Below are 15,715 nucleotides of genomic sequence, written 5' to 3' on the forward strand. Positions count from 1 at the left end.
CCCTCTCCCACGGGGAGAGGGAGAACCCCTTAAAACGGCAACCTATACGGTTGCCGTTTTGCTTTTATTCGTAGTAATTATAAATCCCCGCCGGCATGACCAGCGACGACGCGACCTCGTATGCTTTTTCACGCCCGACCAGCAGGTCGATAATCTTCAGTGCAAAATCAATCGCGGTTCCCGGCCCCTGGCTGGTGAGCAGGTTGACGCGCGGATCCCAGACCACGCGTTTATCGACCCACTGGTCTTCCGGAATACGGTCTTTCAGCGTCGGGAAACCGGTCATATTGCCGATCGGGAAAATATCGTGCGGCACCAGCACCGTTGCGGCCGCGGCGCAAATTGTGGCGACGATACGGCCAGAGAGGTGAAACTGCCTGACCGTTTCGACGAGCAGTGGGCTGTCGCGAAAACACTCTGCGCCCTTCAGGCCGCCGGGCAGAACGATAATGTCGTAATCACCGTCAGCCACCTGTACCAGCGGGGCATCCGCAAGGATTTTCACCCCGCGTGAGCAGGTGATAGCCAGATTACCGTCGCTGGCAACGCTCGCGGTGGTGACATTAATACCGCCACGTACCATCAGGTCGATGGTGGTGACGGCTTCCATTTCTTCGCTACCAGGGGCGAGGCATACCAGTGCCGACGCGCTCATACTCACTCTCCTTACGTTTAACCAGGTCATACAGGCGGGCGTTTTCCGGTACGGCAATACCGTGCGCACGGGCGCGCTTTAACAGATACCCGGTGATGTAGTCTACCTCGGTGTGGCGCAACGCCCGAACGTCCTGCAACATCGAAGAGATATTTTCTGCCGTACTATCAATAACCTGCTCAACATAATAGCGTAAATCGTCTGCCGACGTGTGTAAGCCTTCACGTTCGATCACAGAGGCCACTTCAGCACACAGTGCGGCGACCTCTTGCGGATGGTTTTTTAGCTCGCCGTTAGGGCAATCCCACAGCGCCGTAAGTGGGTTAATGACGCAATTAACTGCCAGCTTGCGCCACAGCTGCGGGCGAATGTTGTTGTGCCAGGCGACGTCTGGCAGCACCTTTTGCAGAACATCAGCCAGATAACTGTAATCCCCATCCTGTTCGCGGGCCGGGCCAATATGGGTAACGCCGCTGGCGACATGCACAATGATATTGCCATCACGCCGTGCGGCATGAGTGGTTGTCGCCATCAGCAGCGGCTGCGGGATGCTTTTCAGCTCATCAATGGTTCCCATGCCGTTATGCAGCAGCAGAATGGGGGATGTCGGGGGCAGTTGCGCCGCCAGCGCTTTCACGGCATCCGACACCTGCCATGCTTTGAGCGTGACCAGCAGCAGGTCGCTTTGCGCCAAAAAATCAGGATCATTTGCAGTGAGTGATTCGTTAAAGATGCTTCCGTCTTCATCTATCAGGTTTACACTACAGTAGGGCTGGGGCACACGCAGCCAACCTTGTACCTCGTGTCCGTGTTTGCATAGTGCCGTCAGCCATAATTGACCAAGGGCTCCGCATCCGAGCACTGTAATTTTCATTGTTCCTCCTCACCTGCAACTGCGCCAGGTGTTACGGCCTAAGTATAGCGCCGTCAGCTAAGCTTCTCGTTATGCCTCGTTGCGGGTATTATGCAACGCAACAAAAATGAAGGGAGAAGAAAAGATGCCATCTTTCGATATTGTTTCCGAAGTTGATATCCAGGAAGTTCGTAACGGCGTTGATAACGCAAGCCGTGAAGTCGAGTCACGTTTTGATTTTCGTGGCGTTGAGGCGACTTTTGAGCTGAACGATGCAAATAAGACTATCAAGGTTCTGAGCGAGTCTGATTTCCAGGTCAATCAGCTGCTTGATATTCTGCGTGCCAAGTTGCTGAAACGCGGCATTGAAGGCGCGTCTCTTGATGTGCCAGAAGAGTTCGTGCATAGCGGTAAAACCTGGTTTGTTGAAACCAAACTGAAGCAGGGCATTGAGAGCGCGGTGCAGAAAAAGCTCGTTAAGCTCATCAAAGACAGCAAGCTGAAAGTGCAGGCGCAGATTCAGGGTGAAGAGATCCGTGTGACCGGGAAATCCCGTGACGATCTGCAATCCGTTATGGCGCTGGTTCGCGGCGGCGATCTGGGACAACCGTTCCAGTTTAAAAACTTCCGCGATTAAGACAAAAATGCCCGGTTAAACCGGGCATTTTTTCAGGCTTTCAACGCCTGCTCTACTTCAAAGCGGTTGGTCACTTTGCTGTCGATTTTGACATACGCACTGCGTTCATCCGGCACAATCATCACTTCGTTCACGCCGTCTGTGGCTTCCAGTCGCTGCTTCAGCGCATCGCTAATGTCAACGTCTTCCGGGATTTCTACACGCAGACTACTGACATAGCGTGGCTCTTTCATGGTACTGGCGACCAGTAGCCAGACCATTGCCAGCAGTGCGCCCGCCAGGAACACGGTTTGCGAATCAAACAGGCCATCCACCCAGCCGCCGAGCGAGCCGCCAATAGCGACGCCGATAAATTGGCTAGTGGAGTAAATACCCATTGCCGTGCCTTTATATCCCGCAGGGGACTCTTTGCTGATAAGCGAGGGCAGCAAGGCTTCCATCAGGTTAAATGCCAGGAAGAAGAGCTGAACGCCCGCCACCAGTTCCCAGAAGTGCGGACCGGAACCCCACAATACGATCTCCGCAATCAGCAGTAGCGCAACGCAGGCGAGAAATACGCGTTTCATCTTGCGCTTCACTTCGGCGTAAATGATAAACGGCACCACGGAGACGAACGAAATCAGCATTGTCACCAGATAAATTTTCCAGTGCTCAGACGCCGGGAAACCCGCTGCCGCCAGTTGGCCGGGAAGGGCAACGAAGGTCGACATCAGCAGAATGTGCAGGCACATAATGCCAAAATTCAGCTTCAGCAGGCGCGGCTCGACAATGACTTTGCTAAAGCAGCCTTTGACCATGCCGGACTCGCGGTTCAGCACGTGGTTTTTGCTGTCCGGTACGACCCACAGCGTTAACGCAATGCCGATAGTCGCCAGAATGGCAATCATCCAGAACAGGGCATGAAGACCCAGTTGATGCGTAATGATCGGGCCGAGCACCATTGCAATCGCAAAGGTCACGCCAAAGCTCACGCCAATAAACGCCATGGCTTTGGTGCGGTTTTGTTCGCGGGTTAAATCCGACAGCAGCGCCATTACCGCGGCGGCAATCGCCCCGGAACCTTGCAACGCGCGGCCAAGAATAATGCCCCAGATAGAGTGGGAGAGGGCGGCTATTACGCTACCGAGCACAAAGACCAGCAGCCCGCCGACAATCAGCGGTTTACGACCTACGCGGTCAGAAAGCAGGCCAAAGGGGATCTGGAATACTGCCTGCGCTAAACCATAGATACCAATCGCCAGGCCAATCAGCGCTTCGCTGGCGCCTTGCAGTGCCATACCGTACGTGGTCAGAACAGGCAGGACCATAAACATGCCAAGCATCCGTAGCGAGAAAACAGTCCCTAAACCCCAGGTCGCGCGCAATTCGCCTGGCGTCATTTTATTATCGTTCATTACCACCTCAGTTCAAAAGCAGGCCATAGTGTAGTGCGGGGAAGGGGCGGGGTAAATAAAGGGTTATTTAACAAATATTACATGCGTTATTAATAGATTCAGTAAATAAAAAAGGGTGCCGAAGCACCCCTTTATTCACTTGCTATGGCTTACCAGACGTAAGTCAGCAGATTGTGAGAATCTGGCACCATAAAGTCTACAGACATCATTACGGACAACGAGGTGATGGCAACGATTGAGAACACAAACAGTTTGCGCGCCCAGACTTTGTCATCTTCCACTTTGTAACCGCGCAGAGCCATACCGAGCCACCAGACGCTTACTGCGGCTGCCACCACCAGATATTTGTATCCAGCGTAACCGCCCAGAGAGAGCATCAGCGTCGCTACTGCGAAGGCAATGATGTACAGCGTGATATGGTTTTTAGCAACCGAGATGCCTTTCACGACCGGTAGTACCGGAATGTTCGCTGCCTGATAATCCTTGAAGCGGAAAATCGCAATGGCGTAGGAGTGCGGCATCTGCCACAGGCTAAAGATAGCCAGCAGGATCAGCGCACCGCTGTCGAACTCGTTCGTGACGGCACAGTAGCCAATCACCGGCGGCGCAGCGCCGGAGAGAGAACCAATCAGCGTACCGTAGACGGAGTGACGTTTCATATACAGGCTGTAAACGCCCACATAAACCACGAACCCCATCACCCCCAGCCAGCAGGCCAGAGGGTTAGCACCAAACCACAGCAGCATAAAGCCAGCAATACCCAGCAAGGTGGCGTACACCAGCGAGACGGAAGGGGCGATCAGGCCTTTAACCAGCACCCGATTTTTAGTCCTTTCCATCTTCTTGTCGATATCCATGTCGATGTAGTTGTTAAATACACAACCGGACGCAACAACCAGTGACACACCGACCAGCGTGTAGATAAAGAGGGTGTAATCAATGCTGCCCTTAGAGGCCAGCAGGAACCCTCCGATCACGGAGATCAGGTTGCCAAAGATGATGCCTGGTTTCGTTACTTGCAGGTATTGCTTAAACATACTCGCCGCTCTTAGTGAACCATCATGTTGTAGTTGAGGTTCCACATAATCCAGATGGAACCGACTACCAGGATAGCGATGATAATCACGGTAAAGATAAAGGCAGTCATATTCCAGCCTTCATCGGACTTGGTGTTCATGTGCAGGAAGCAAACCAGATGCACCAGAATCTGTACCACTGCGGTGACCAGGACAGTGCCCAGAATCGCCGCGTGAGAAGCAGAACCGCTCATCACCATCCAGAACGGGATAACCGTCAGGATGATCGACAGGATGAAACCTGTCATGTAGGTTTTTACGCTACCGTGGGAAGCGCCATGATCGGTTGAATGACTCATTACATCGCCCCCATCAGATAGACAACAGAGAACACGCAGATCCATACCACGTCCAGGAAGTGCCAGAACAGACTCAGGCACATGATACGGGTACGGTTAGTGCTGGTCAGGCCGCGACGGGATACCTGGAACATCAGTACCGCCATCCAGATAAGACCAGAGGTCACGTGCAGACCGTGAGTACCTACCAGTGCGAAGAACGCAGACAGGAAGCCACTACGATCCGGGCCCATACCTTCAGCAATCAGGTGATGGAATTCATAGAGTTCCATCCCGATAAATCCAGCACCAAACAACCAGGTCAACGCCAGCCAGGAGACAACCTGGCTCTTGTTATTTTTGTACATGGCGATAGCCGCCATGCCGTAGGTGATGGAGCTGAATAACAGCAGTGCGGTTTCTACCAGGACGAACGGCAGTTCAAAAATGTCCTTACCGGTCGGGCCGCCAGCAGTGCCGTTCACCAGAACGGCATACGTCGCGAACAGACAGCAGAACAGAATGCAGTCGCTCATCAGGTAGATCCAGAAACCGAATACTTTCGTCGGCCCTGTATCGTGGTGCGCATGGTCATGCGCGTGGGCAGTTGAGTGTGCCAAAGTATCAGTTGCCATTTTTCAGCCCCGCTTTAGAAATCTCATCGAAATGCTGGTTTTCCAGTTTTTCGACTTCACGGACTGGTACGTAGTAGTCCACGTCCTCGTCAAAGCTCTTCACAATCCAGCTGATCAGGATGCCGGCAAAGCCAACAATCGCCAACCACCAGATGTGCCAGATCATTGCGAAACCAAATACCGTTGCGAAGGCGGCAATAACAATGCCCGCGCCGCTGTTTTTCGGCATGTGGATCTCTTCGTAATGAGCAGGTTGCTTGTACGCTTCACCTTTTTCTTTCATTTCCCAGAATGCGTCGCGCTCATGGATCTGCGGCACAATGGCGAAGTTATAGAACGGAGGTGGAGAAGAGGTCGCCCACTCCAGCGTACGGCCACCCCATGGGTCACCGGTCAGGTCACGGTTCTGTTCGCGGTCGCGAATAGACACGTAGTACTGAATCAGCTGGCACGCGATACCACAGGCAATCAGCACCGCACCACATGCTGCAACAACCAGCATTGGGTGGAATTGCGGATCAATCTGCTGGCTCAGACGACGGGTCATACCCATGAAGCCCAGCACGTACAGCGGCATAAATGCAACGAAGAAGCCGATGATCCAGAACCAGAACGCGCGTTTACCCCAGGTTTCGTTCAGCGTGAAGCCAAACGCTTTTGGCCACCAGTAGGTTACGCCAGCGAAGCAGCCGAAGACCACACCACCGATGATAACGTTATGGAAGTGCGCAATCAGGAACAGACTGTTGTGCAGAACGAAGTCAGCACCCGGTACAGCCAGCAGTACGCCGGTCATACCACCCACGGAGAAGGTCACGATGAAGCCGATGGTCCACAGCATTGCTGAGTGGAACACGATGCGACCCTGATACATGGTGAACAGCCAGTTGAAGATCTTAACCCCGGTAGGGATTGCGATAATCATGGTGGTAATACCGAAGAAGGCGTTTACGTTCGCGCCGGCACCCATAGTGAAGAAGTGGTGCAGCCAAACGATGAACGACAGAACGGTAATACACACAGTTGCCCACACCAGAGAGGTGTAACCGAACAGGCGCTTACGCGAGAAGGTTGCTGCGATTTCGGAGAACACACCGAACACAGGCAGAACCAGGATGTACACTTCAGGGTGACCCCAGGCCCAAATCAGGTTGATGTACATCATCATGTTGCCACCCATATCATTCGTGAAGAAATGGGTGCCCAGGTAGCGGTCCAGGGTCAGCAGCGCGATGGTGACAGTCAGAATCGGGAATGAAGCAATAATCAGGATGTTTGCGCACAGAGATGCCCAGGTAAACACTGGCATCTTGAACATGGTCATGCCAGGGGCACGCATCTTGATAATGGTCACGAAGAAGTTAATACCGGTCAGGGTTGTACCGATACCGGAGAGCTGAAGCGCCCAAATCCAGTAGTCGACACCTACACCAGGACTGTATTCAATTCCTGAGAGCGGTGGGTACGCCAGCCAGCCGGTCTGTGCGAATTCGCCCACACCCAGTGACAGGTTAACCAGGATTACACCGACAACCGTGAACCAGAAGCTCAGGTTGTTCAGGAACGGGAACGCAACGTCACGCGCGCCGATTTGCAGCGGCACAACCACGTTCATCAGACCGATAACCAGCGGCATCGCCACGAAGAAGATCATGATAACGCCGTGAGCGGTAAAGATCTGATCGTAGTGGTGCGGCGGCAGGAAGCCCGCTTCGCCCGCAGAGGCAAGCACCTGCTGGCTACGCATCATGATAGCATCCGCAAAGCCACGAATTAACATGACGATACCGACGATGCAGTACATGATGCCGAGTTTTTTGTGGTCAACCGAAGTCAGCCACTCGTTCCACAGGTAGCTCCACTTACCGAAGTAAGTGATTAAGGCCAGTAAGGCCGCACCACCGATGATAATTGCAGCCACCGTAACCACGATAATGGGTTCATGGTAGGGCACTGCATCCAGTGTCAATTTTCCGAACATTTTCTTCCTCGGCCCCTTAGTGAGCGGTTTCCGCGTGGCTCATGTCCATGCCTTCCATACCTTCGTGCGCGCTATGCTCGCCTTCTGGCTGGGACATATTCATGCTCTTGCCGTGATCCATAAATTTGCCAATAACTTCTTTGAACAAATCTGGTTTCACGTTAGAGAAGTACTCCACCTTGTTGTATTCGCTAGGTGCAGCCACTTTGTCGAACGCCGCCATGTCAGACATGGTGTTCTGAGACTGCTTCGCTTTTTCAACCCACTGGTCGAATGCGGCACGGTCTGGCGTCGCGATAGCTTTGAACTTCATACCTGAGAAGCCCGGGCCGCTATAGCTGGCGGAGATACCATCGTAGGTGCCTGCTTCATTCGCGATCAGGTGCAGGTTAGTCTGCATCCCAGCCATCGCGTAAATCTGGCTACCCAGACGCGGGATGAAGAAGGAGTTCATCACGGAGTTGGAGGTCACTTTGAACTGAACCGGAGTGTTCGCCGGGAAGGCGATTTCATTCACGGTAGCAATGCCCTGTTCCGGGTAGATGAAGAACCATTTCCAGTCCATGGAGACGACTTCGATGGTAATCGGTTTTTCATCGTGAACCAGCGGTTTGCTCGGCTCAAGCGAGTGAGTGGTTTTCCATGTCAGCACGGCAAGGAACAGGATGATCAGAATAGGCACTGTCCAGACCACAGCTTCCACTTTATTGGAGTGTGACCAGTTAGGGCTATACTTCGCATCTTTATTGCTCGCACGATACTTCCAGGCGAAACCAACAGCCATCAAAACGGCAGGAATAACCACAATCATCATCAGGCCAAAAGCCGTCAGAATCAATGAACGTTGTTCCAGTCCAATCTGTCCTTTGGGGTCAAGTAGTGCAGAATCGCAGCCACTGAGTAATACAGTGCCTGCAAATAATGACAACCATCCCAAACTTTTATTGTATTTCCTGAGTCTCATTTAACGACCTCAATTCCACGGGAGTCTGGTGGCGTTTAAAGTGTGGGGGCATTTTACGGGAAGGTTACATTACTGTAAACATCATTAGGCCTGTGTCAGGAAGGTGTTACCGGGTTCTGCCGCACATGTCACAAGTGTTGCAAATTATGTCGGTTTTTAAGGCGAAAGCCGCGCGGCACGGGCGTTATAACGAAAGGACCCCCAAGCATACCCTAAAAGGGGCAATTGGTATAACCATTATCAAAAATATACAAATAATTAACAATTAATTATCAATAAAAAGACAACTGAAAAACGAAAATTCAATCTTTCAAATGCTGAATCGTTTAATGAAAAATAGCGCAGCGTAATGGGCTCCAATAATTTCCAAATTCTATCCCGCACAAAACAACAAATATTTTTTTTGCCGGCTGGCGGTTATTTCACCGTTATAATTTCGCTTAGTGATTACAACGGGAAATAACCTTTCGTTTTTTACTTCAGGTTGTGGGCATTTTACGTAATGCCAGGAAATCGAGCGCGCCGCCAGTCAGGATCCCGGCGATAGCCAGCAGGGCTCCAGCGTCGAGCAGAAGGGCTTCGAAGGGAAGCGTAAGAGGGGTTGTTGCATTAATAATTAACACCACGAGCCATAATGCCAGCGCCAGGCAACCCACCATCAACAGGCGTAAAGCAAATCGATAGGCGTGTTGATATTCGGTGCGCGGCATAAAATGTTCGGTTTTCTGCGTATATTCCAGCGTCTGACGACAAACCAGTAACAATAAGATCCCCGGCACCGCAGCGACAACAGAGAAAAGATAGAATGTCGGCCAGCCGTGTGCTTCAACAAACCAGCCTGCAATCGGGCCAACATAAACACGCCCTACGGCCGAAAGCGCCGAGAGTAGGGCAAACTGGGTGGCGGAAAACGACTTGTTGCACAAGGTCATCAGCAGCGCGACAAATGCCGCCGTTCCCATGCCGCCGCACAGGTTTTCAAAGAAAACGGCGGTGGCCATACTGATCATGTGCTTGTCGGTAATCGACAACATCCAGTACCCGGCGTTTGAAATACCCTGCAAGATACCGAAGATTAGCAGCGCCCGGAACAGCGTCAGCCGTTGCATCAACACACCGCCGTACAGCGCGCCGACGATAGTGGCAAAGAGGCCCAGCGTTTTGTTGACCACGCCGACTTCACCCGCATCAAACCCGACGCCACGGATCAGGAAGGTGGTTGTCAGGCTCATGGCGAATGCATCGCCAAGCTTATAAAGGACAATCAGCAGCAGAATAAGCCAGGCATTATTCCGGCCAAAGAAGTCACGCAGAGGTTCGGCTACCGCCTGTTCCAGGGAACGAGGCACGGGGATCACATCGCTCGGTTCTGGTGCGAACAGGGTGGCGATAATGCACGGGATAAGCAGGGCGGCCATCAGCCAGTACATGCCCTGCCAGCCGAGGTAACGGTCGGCAAGCCACAGCGCCAGCCCGCCTGAAACCAGCATGCCCAGACGATACCCCAGCACGCTGATAGCCGCGCCAGCACCGCGTTCCTCTGCGGGTAGAACGTCCGTTTTCCAGGCATCAAACACGATGTCCTGAGAGGCTGAACAGAATGCGATCACCACGGCCAGCGCCGCCATCCAGCGCAGCTGGGACGTTGGCTCAAGGAACCCCATAGCGGCAATTGCCAGCAACAGCAGAATTTGGGTCATCACCAGCCAGCCGCGCCGACGCCCCAGGAACGGAGGGGTGTAGCGGTCCATAACCGGTGACCACAAGAATTTGAAAACGTAAGCCTGCCCCACCAGAGAGAAGAAACCGATGGTTTTAAGATCGATGTTTTCTACGGTCATCCAGGCCTGAAGCGTGCCGGAGGTGAGCGCGAGCGGTAAACCGGAGGCGAAGCCGAGGATCAGCAGAATGGCTGATTTCGGTTGCTGGAAAATGCGTAAGTAGTGACTGGACATGAGTCTATAGCGCTGACCCGGCGAAGCGCCGGGTCAGGAAGCAGGATTAACGAGCGTTCTGCTTGATAAAGTCGTGGATGCTGGTGTCCTGAGCCATATCTGCGATGGTGTCGGTCAGCACGCTGTTAACAGCGTCAGCAATATTTTTGTTGGAGGCCTGGAAAGCTCCTTCAACGGAGTAGCTGGCGCGGTAGTTTTTGTTCATCTTGTTGCCGTTTTTCGCGGTAGCAATGATGGCGATATCCGCTTTGGTGGCGATGTTGTAACGCACGTTACCCTGGGAAACGTCTGCGTACAGGTTGTTCACGATGATCTGCAAATCAACAGCGCCGCTTGGGCCAACCATATAACCGCGCGCGGTCATTTGCTTCTCGAGCACTTCCTGCAACAGGAAGCGCAGGTCGCGTGAGGCGGTCAGCGTTACCTGCTGGTTGTCACGGGTCACTTTTGCCAGTGCCTGATCCTGACGCTGGTCAGCACCGTTAATGCTCACGGTCACGCCCATCAGACTAGGATCCTGCTGAGGCAGGGTGATTTTTGGTGAGACATCAATAGTTGTTGGCGGGGTAGCGCAGCCTGCCAACATAAAAAGTGCTACCAACGGAAAGAAGATTTTTTTTAACATTTTCAGGTTCTCAACGAATCGTAAGCATATAGAGAGAAAAATTGCCGCCATCATAACATCGCCAACGGCCAGGGGAAGTGGTCAACGCATGTAAATTCATCGCCTTGTCTGAAAACTGACCAGCTTACTGTTTTTCTCCGCCTGTGAATGACAAAACGTATGAGCCTCACAGTGAACTTCATTCGTTTGGCTGAGAAAATCAGACGAAAGCTAAATATTTGTTGTGTTGTTGTAATGGAACCGGTAAAAGCGGCTAACATTTAAAGGGATGGGTGACATCTTAGCGTTGTCGGAGGAGTAATTTCATGATGATACGTGAGCAAATAGAAGACAAATTAAGGGCAGCGTTCAACCCCGTTTTCCTCGAAGTCGTCGATGAAAGCTATCGTCACAACGTACCGGCAGGGTCTGAAAGTCATTTTAAAGTGGTGTTGGTAAGTGACCGCTTCGCTGGAGAGCGTTTTCTTAATCGACACCGTATGATCTACGGCACGTTAACCGAAGAACTTTCGGCAACGGTTCATGCACTGGCGCTTCATACTTACACCATCAAAGAATGGGAAGGCTTGCAGGATACGGTTTTTGCATCGCCACCTTGTCGTGGTGCAGGCACCATCGCCTGAAAAATCGTATTTGCAACCGCTGGAGTTTTTCCAGTATGTTGCTAGCAGATTACGTCAAAACGGCCTCCGGGCCGTTTTGTTTTGTCTGAGTTTTGAGCGTATGGTGCGTTTTTAAGGCTAAAAATAGCCTTAAAGTGTGAAAAAAGCCGCAGCAACATGCCCTAACCGTTCTCGACTCACCTAAGTGATGCCGCTATAATGCCGCGTCTTAATGAATGTCTTCGGGATGATTCTGGCGACAGGGAATGTGAATCTGCTAAATAGAGAGCATCCCGGTATTGCGAGACAGATTCAGAGTTGACCGAGCACTGTGATTTTTTTGAGGTAACAAGATGCAAGTTTCAGTTGAAACCACTCAAGGCCTTGGCCGCCGTGTAACGATTACTATCGCTGCTGACAGCATCGAAACTGCTGTGAAAAGCGAGCTGGTCAACGTATCCAAAAAAGTACGTATTGACGGCTTCCGTAAGGGTAAAGTACCGATGAATGTTGTTGCTCAGCGTTATGGCGCCTCCGTGCGTCAGGATGTGCTGGGTGACCTGATGAGCCGCAACTTTATCGATGCGATCATCAAAGAAAAAATCAATCCAGCTGGCGCGCCGAACTACGTTCCAGGCGAATACAAACTGGGCGAAGACTTCACCTACTCTGTAGAGTTCGAAGTGTACCCAGAAGTTGAGCTGAAAGGTCTGGAATCTATCGAAGTTGAAAAACCGATCGTTTCCGTTACCGACGAAGACGTAGACGGGATGCTGGACACCCTGCGCAAGCAGCAGGCGAACTGGAAAGATAAAGAAGGCGCTGTTGACGCGGAAGACCGTGTCACCATCGACTTCACTGGTTCTGTAGATGGTGAAGAGTTCGAAGGCGGTAAAGCGTCTGACTTCGTACTGGCAATGGGCCAGGGTCGTATGATCCCAGGCTTCGAAGACGGTATCAAAGGCCACAAAGCTGGCGAAGAGTTCACTATCGACGTGACCTTCCCGGAAGAATACCACGCTGAAAACCTGAAAGGTAAAGCAGCGAAGTTCGTTATCAACCTGAAAAAAGTTGAAGAGCGCGAACTGCCAGAACTGACTGAAGAATTCATCAAACGTTTCGGCGTTGAAGATGGTTCTGTAGCTGGTCTGCGTACCGAAGTACGTAAAAACATGGAACGCGAGCTGAACGGCGCTGTGCGTAACCGTGTGAAATCTCAGGCGATCGAAGGCCTGGTGAAAGCGAACGAAATCGACGTTCCAGCTGCACTGATTGACAACGAAATCGACGTTCTGCGCCGTCAGGCTGCTCAGCGTTTCGGTGGCAACCAGCAACAAGCGATGGAACTGCCGCGCGAACTGTTCGAAGAGCAAGCTAAACGCCGTGTGGTTGTTGGCCTGCTGCTGGGCGAAGTGATTCGTACCCACGAACTGAAAGCTGACGAAGAGCGTGTGAAAGGCCTGATCGAAGAGATGGCTTCTGCATACGAAGATCCGTCAGAAGTTGTTGAGTTCTACGGCAGCAACAAAGAACTGATGGACAACATGCGCAACGTAGCGCTGGAAGAGCAGGCTGTTGAAGCGGTACTGGCGAAAGCTAAAGTGTCCGAAAAAGCGACCTCTTTCAACGAACTGATGAACCAGCAGGCGTAATTTCGTCTCAACGGTTTAAAGTTTGAACAAAAAACCCGTTGCCTTCCGGCGACGGGTTTTTTTTATCGCACCAATAGCCCAGGAAGAGTGCTAAAACGCCCTTTCAGTGTTAGCGTAACAACAAAAGGTTGTTATGCTTGAAATAGGGCGATGCGAACCCCATAAGTATGTAATCACGATGAATGAGACTGGCTGATAATCCGTCCATAAGGTTACAATCAGTACAGCAGGTGTTTTCAATTTTGATCCAGGAGACGGAAATGTCATACAGTGGCGAACGAGACAACTTTGCACCCCATATGGCTCTGGTGCCAATGGTTATTGAACAGACCTCACGTGGTGAGCGTTCTTTTGATATCTATTCCCGTCTGCTCAAGGAACGCGTTATCTTTCTGACCGGCCAGGTGGAAGACCACATGGCTAACCTGATCGTGGCGCAGATGCTGTTTCTGGAAGCGGAAAACCCGGAAAAAGACATTTACCTGTATATCAACTCACCTGGTGGCGTGATCACGGCGGGTATGTCTATCTACGACACCATGCAATTCATCAAGCCGGATGTGAGCACCATCTGTATGGGACAGGCGGCATCAATGGGCGCCTTCCTGTTAACCGCAGGTGCGAAAGGTAAACGCTTCTGCCTGCCAAACTCCCGCGTGATGATTCACCAGCCGCTGGGCGGATATCAGGGCCAGGCGACGGATATCGAAATCCACGCCCGCGAAATTCTGAAAGTAAAAGCGCGCATGAATGAACTTATGGCGCAGCATACGGGTCAATCCCTTGAGCAGATCGAGCGCGATACCGAGCGCGATCGCTTCCTCTCTGCACCAGAGGCAGTTGAGTACGGCTTAGTCGACTCCGTATTGACCCATCGTAATTGATGCCCGCGACGCGAGTGTGCCGCTATACTAAGGTAGGGCGGCACGCTGCTTGATAGCAGCTTGCGTCTGAGAATGGCATTTGCGTCGTCATGTGCGGCACAAAGAACTTAAAAAGAGGTTTGGACTCATGACAGATAAACGCAAAGATGGTTCGGGCAAACTGCTGTACTGCTCTTTTTGCGGCAAAAGCCAGCATGAAGTGCGTAAACTGATTGCCGGGCCGTCCGTGTATATCTGCGACGAATGTGTCGACTTATGTAATGACATCATTCGCGAAGAGATTAAAGAAGTAGCACCTCACCGTGAGCGTAGCGCGTTGCCAACCCCGCATGAGATTCGTCATCACCTTGACGACTATGTCATCGGTCAGGAACAAGCTAAAAAAGTGCTGGCGGTGGCGGTTTATAACCACTACAAACGCCTGCGTAACGGCGATACCAGCAATGGCGTAGAACTGGGTAAAAGTAACATTCTGCTGATCGGCCCTACCGGGTCCGGTAAAACGCTGCTGGCTGAAACGCTGGCGCGACTGCTGGATGTTCCGTTCACGATGGCTGATGCCACCACGCTGACCGAAGCAGGTTACGTGGGTGAAGATGTTGAAAACATCATCCAGAAATTGTTGCAGAAGTGCGATTACGATGTTCAGAAAGCGCAGCGTGGGATCGTTTATATCGATGAGATCGATAAAATCTCCCGCAAGTCCGACAACCCATCCATTACGCGTGACGTATCGGGCGAAGGCGTGCAGCAGGCGCTGCTGAAGCTTATCGAAGGTACCGTTGCTGCTGTTCCACCGCAGGGTGGTCGTAAACATCCGCAGCAGGAATTCCTGCAAGTGGATACCTCCAAGATCCTGTTTATCTGTGGTGGTGCGTTTGCGGGTCTGGACAAAGTTATCTCACACCGCGTTGAAACTGGCTCAGGCATCGGTTTTGGCGCGACGGTGAAGTCGACGTCTGAAAAACCGAACGAAGGCGAACTGCTGTCGCAGGTTGAACCGGAAGATCTGATCAAATTTGGTCTGATCCCTGAGTTTATCGGCCGTCTGCCAGTTGTTGCAACGCTGAACGAACTGAGCGAAGACGCTCTGATTCAGATCCTGAAAGAACCGAAAAATGCACTGACTAAACAGTATCAGGCGTTGTTCAATCTGGAAGGCGTTGAGCTGGAGTTCCGTGACGAAGCGCTGGATGCCATTGCGAAAAAAGCAATGGTGCGTAAAACCGGTGCTCGTGGTCTGCGCTCCATCGTTGAAGCTGCGCTGCTCGATACCATGTACGATCTTCCCTCTATGGAAGACGTCGAAAAAGTGGTTATTGATGAGTCAGTCATTGGTGGTCAGACGAAGCCGCTGCTGATTTACGGTAAGCCTGAAGCACAGCAGGCATCTGGCGAATAATTCACCAAATCATACAAGCAGTTATTAAAAAAGGGGGGATTTTATCCCCCCTTTACTTTTTCCGTATTCATGGCGTTGAATGTGTGGGAAACATCCCCATATACTGCTTACATGTTAATGGT

General features: G+C 51.9%; 15 protein-coding genes. 5 read left to right on the forward strand and 10 right to left on the reverse strand.

Annotated features, from left to right (window positions below; all coding sequences use genetic code 11):
- Positions 1-64: 64 nt before the first annotated feature.
- A complete protein-coding gene (yajL, locus tag M987_RS10575) occupies positions 65-655 on the reverse strand; it encodes a protein deglycase YajL (protein ID WP_014069114.1) in 591 nt (196 codons plus the stop codon).
- Positions 618-1,529, reverse strand: coding sequence for a 2-dehydropantoate 2-reductase (gene panE / locus M987_RS10580; RefSeq protein ID WP_014069115.1), 912 nt, complete (start codon positions 1,527-1,529; stop codon positions 618-620). Before panE ends, yajL begins: the two co-directional genes overlap by 38 nt.
- 124 nt (positions 1,530-1,653) lie before the next feature.
- Here panE and M987_RS10585 point away from each other — a divergent pair, with 124 nt between their 5' ends.
- Positions 1,654-2,145 carry a YajQ family cyclic di-GMP-binding protein gene (locus tag M987_RS10585; protein ID WP_014069116.1) on the forward strand — a complete coding sequence of 164 codons (492 nt, stop codon included), beginning with the start codon at positions 1,654-1,656 and terminating at the stop codon, positions 2,143-2,145.
- A gap of 32 nt (positions 2,146-2,177) precedes the next feature.
- Here M987_RS10585 and M987_RS10590 read toward each other — a convergent pair whose 3' ends face one another.
- From M987_RS10590 to M987_RS10630, 8 genes are all read right to left on the reverse strand, one after another.
- The gene (locus M987_RS10590) at positions 2,178-3,539 is read right to left on the reverse strand and encodes an MFS transporter (protein ID WP_014069117.1); all 1,362 of its coding nucleotides are present in this window, start codon (positions 3,537-3,539) and stop codon (positions 2,178-2,180) included.
- A 149-nt stretch (positions 3,540-3,688) separates the two neighbouring features.
- Positions 3,689-4,576 (reverse strand): heme o synthase, encoded by an 888-nt coding sequence (gene cyoE, locus M987_RS10595; protein WP_010428092.1) that lies wholly within the window; start codon positions 4,574-4,576, stop codon positions 3,689-3,691.
- An 11-nt stretch (positions 4,577-4,587) separates the two neighbouring features.
- Complete coding sequence (locus tag M987_RS10600) at positions 4,588-4,914, reverse strand: cytochrome o ubiquinol oxidase subunit IV (RefSeq protein WP_014069118.1); 327 nt, start codon at positions 4,912-4,914, stop codon at positions 4,588-4,590.
- Positions 4,914-5,528, reverse strand: a complete 615-nt coding sequence (locus tag M987_RS10605; RefSeq protein ID WP_014069119.1) for a cytochrome o ubiquinol oxidase subunit III — start codon at positions 5,526-5,528, stop codon at positions 4,914-4,916. Before M987_RS10605 ends, M987_RS10600 begins: the two co-directional genes overlap by 1 nt.
- Positions 5,518-7,509, reverse strand: coding sequence for a cytochrome o ubiquinol oxidase subunit I (gene cyoB, locus M987_RS10610; RefSeq protein WP_014069120.1), 1,992 nt, complete (start codon positions 7,507-7,509; stop codon positions 5,518-5,520). Before cyoB ends, M987_RS10605 begins: the two co-directional genes overlap by 11 nt.
- Before the next feature lie 16 nt (positions 7,510-7,525).
- Positions 7,526-8,473, reverse strand: a complete 948-nt coding sequence (gene cyoA, locus M987_RS10615) for a cytochrome o ubiquinol oxidase subunit II (protein ID WP_014069121.1) — start codon at positions 8,471-8,473, stop codon at positions 7,526-7,528.
- A gap of 479 nt (positions 8,474-8,952) precedes the next feature.
- A complete protein-coding gene (gene ampG / locus M987_RS10625) occupies positions 8,953-10,428 on the reverse strand; it encodes a muropeptide MFS transporter AmpG (RefSeq protein ID WP_014069122.1) in 1,476 nt (491 codons plus the stop codon).
- Between the two features lie 46 nt (positions 10,429-10,474).
- Entirely contained in the window at positions 10,475-11,053 is a 579-nt protein-coding gene (locus M987_RS10630; protein ID WP_014069123.1) for a lipoprotein, read from the reverse strand.
- A gap of 305 nt (positions 11,054-11,358) precedes the next feature.
- Here M987_RS10630 and bolA point away from each other — a divergent pair, with 305 nt between their 5' ends.
- From bolA to clpX, 4 genes are all read left to right on the forward strand, one after another.
- Positions 11,359-11,676 (forward strand): transcriptional regulator BolA, encoded by a 318-nt coding sequence (gene bolA / locus M987_RS10635; protein ID WP_041162004.1) that lies wholly within the window; start codon positions 11,359-11,361, stop codon positions 11,674-11,676.
- Positions 11,677-12,008: 332 nt separating this feature from the next.
- Positions 12,009-13,307: a trigger factor gene (gene tig, locus M987_RS10640; RefSeq protein WP_014069125.1), complete on the forward strand. Its 1,299-nt coding sequence runs from the start codon at positions 12,009-12,011 to the stop codon at positions 13,305-13,307.
- A 260-nt stretch (positions 13,308-13,567) separates the two neighbouring features.
- Complete coding sequence (gene clpP / locus M987_RS10645; protein WP_014069126.1) at positions 13,568-14,191, forward strand: ATP-dependent Clp endopeptidase proteolytic subunit ClpP; 624 nt, start codon at positions 13,568-13,570, stop codon at positions 14,189-14,191.
- Positions 14,192-14,318: 127 nt separating this feature from the next.
- Positions 14,319-15,593, forward strand: a complete 1,275-nt coding sequence (gene clpX / locus M987_RS10650) for an ATP-dependent protease ATP-binding subunit ClpX (RefSeq protein WP_010428107.1) — start codon at positions 14,319-14,321, stop codon at positions 15,591-15,593.
- Positions 15,594-15,715: the final 122 nt, after the last annotated feature.

The sequence above is a fragment of the Enterobacter soli ATCC BAA-2102 genome (assembly GCF_001654845.1).
GTDB classification, from domain to species: Bacteria; Pseudomonadota; Gammaproteobacteria; order Enterobacterales; family Enterobacteriaceae; genus Enterobacter; species Enterobacter soli.

Coding starts and splice junctions, on each gene's coding strand:
- yajL (WP_014069114.1), bottom strand. CDS start 655: ATGAGCGCGTCGGCACTGGTATGCCTCGCCCCTGGTAGCGAAGAAATG.
- panE (WP_014069115.1), bottom strand. CDS start 1,529: ATGAAAATTACAGTGCTCGGATGCGGAGCCCTTGGTCAATTATGGCTG.
- M987_RS10585 (WP_014069116.1), top strand. CDS start 1,654: ATGCCATCTTTCGATATTGTTTCCGAAGTTGATATCCAGGAAGTTCGT.
- M987_RS10590 (WP_014069117.1), bottom strand. CDS start 3,539: ATGAACGATAATAAAATGACGCCAGGCGAATTGCGCGCGACCTGGGGT.
- cyoE (WP_010428092.1), bottom strand. CDS start 4,576: ATGTTTAAGCAATACCTGCAAGTAACGAAACCAGGCATCATCTTTGGC.
- M987_RS10600 (WP_014069118.1), bottom strand. CDS start 4,914: ATGAGTCATTCAACCGATCATGGCGCTTCCCACGGTAGCGTAAAAACC.
- M987_RS10605 (WP_014069119.1), bottom strand. CDS start 5,528: ATGGCAACTGATACTTTGGCACACTCAACTGCCCACGCGCATGACCAT.
- cyoB (WP_014069120.1), bottom strand. CDS start 7,509: ATGTTCGGAAAATTGACACTGGATGCAGTGCCCTACCATGAACCCATT.
- cyoA (WP_014069121.1), bottom strand. CDS start 8,473: ATGAGACTCAGGAAATACAATAAAAGTTTGGGATGGTTGTCATTATTT.
- ampG (WP_014069122.1), bottom strand. CDS start 10,428: ATGTCCAGTCACTACTTACGCATTTTCCAGCAACCGAAATCAGCCATT.
- M987_RS10630 (WP_014069123.1), bottom strand. CDS start 11,053: ATGTTAAAAAAAATCTTCTTTCCGTTGGTAGCACTTTTTATGTTGGCA.
- bolA (WP_041162004.1), top strand. CDS start 11,359: ATGATGATACGTGAGCAAATAGAAGACAAATTAAGGGCAGCGTTCAAC.
- tig (WP_014069125.1), top strand. CDS start 12,009: ATGCAAGTTTCAGTTGAAACCACTCAAGGCCTTGGCCGCCGTGTAACG.
- clpP (WP_014069126.1), top strand. CDS start 13,568: ATGTCATACAGTGGCGAACGAGACAACTTTGCACCCCATATGGCTCTG.
- clpX (WP_010428107.1), top strand. CDS start 14,319: ATGACAGATAAACGCAAAGATGGTTCGGGCAAACTGCTGTACTGCTCT.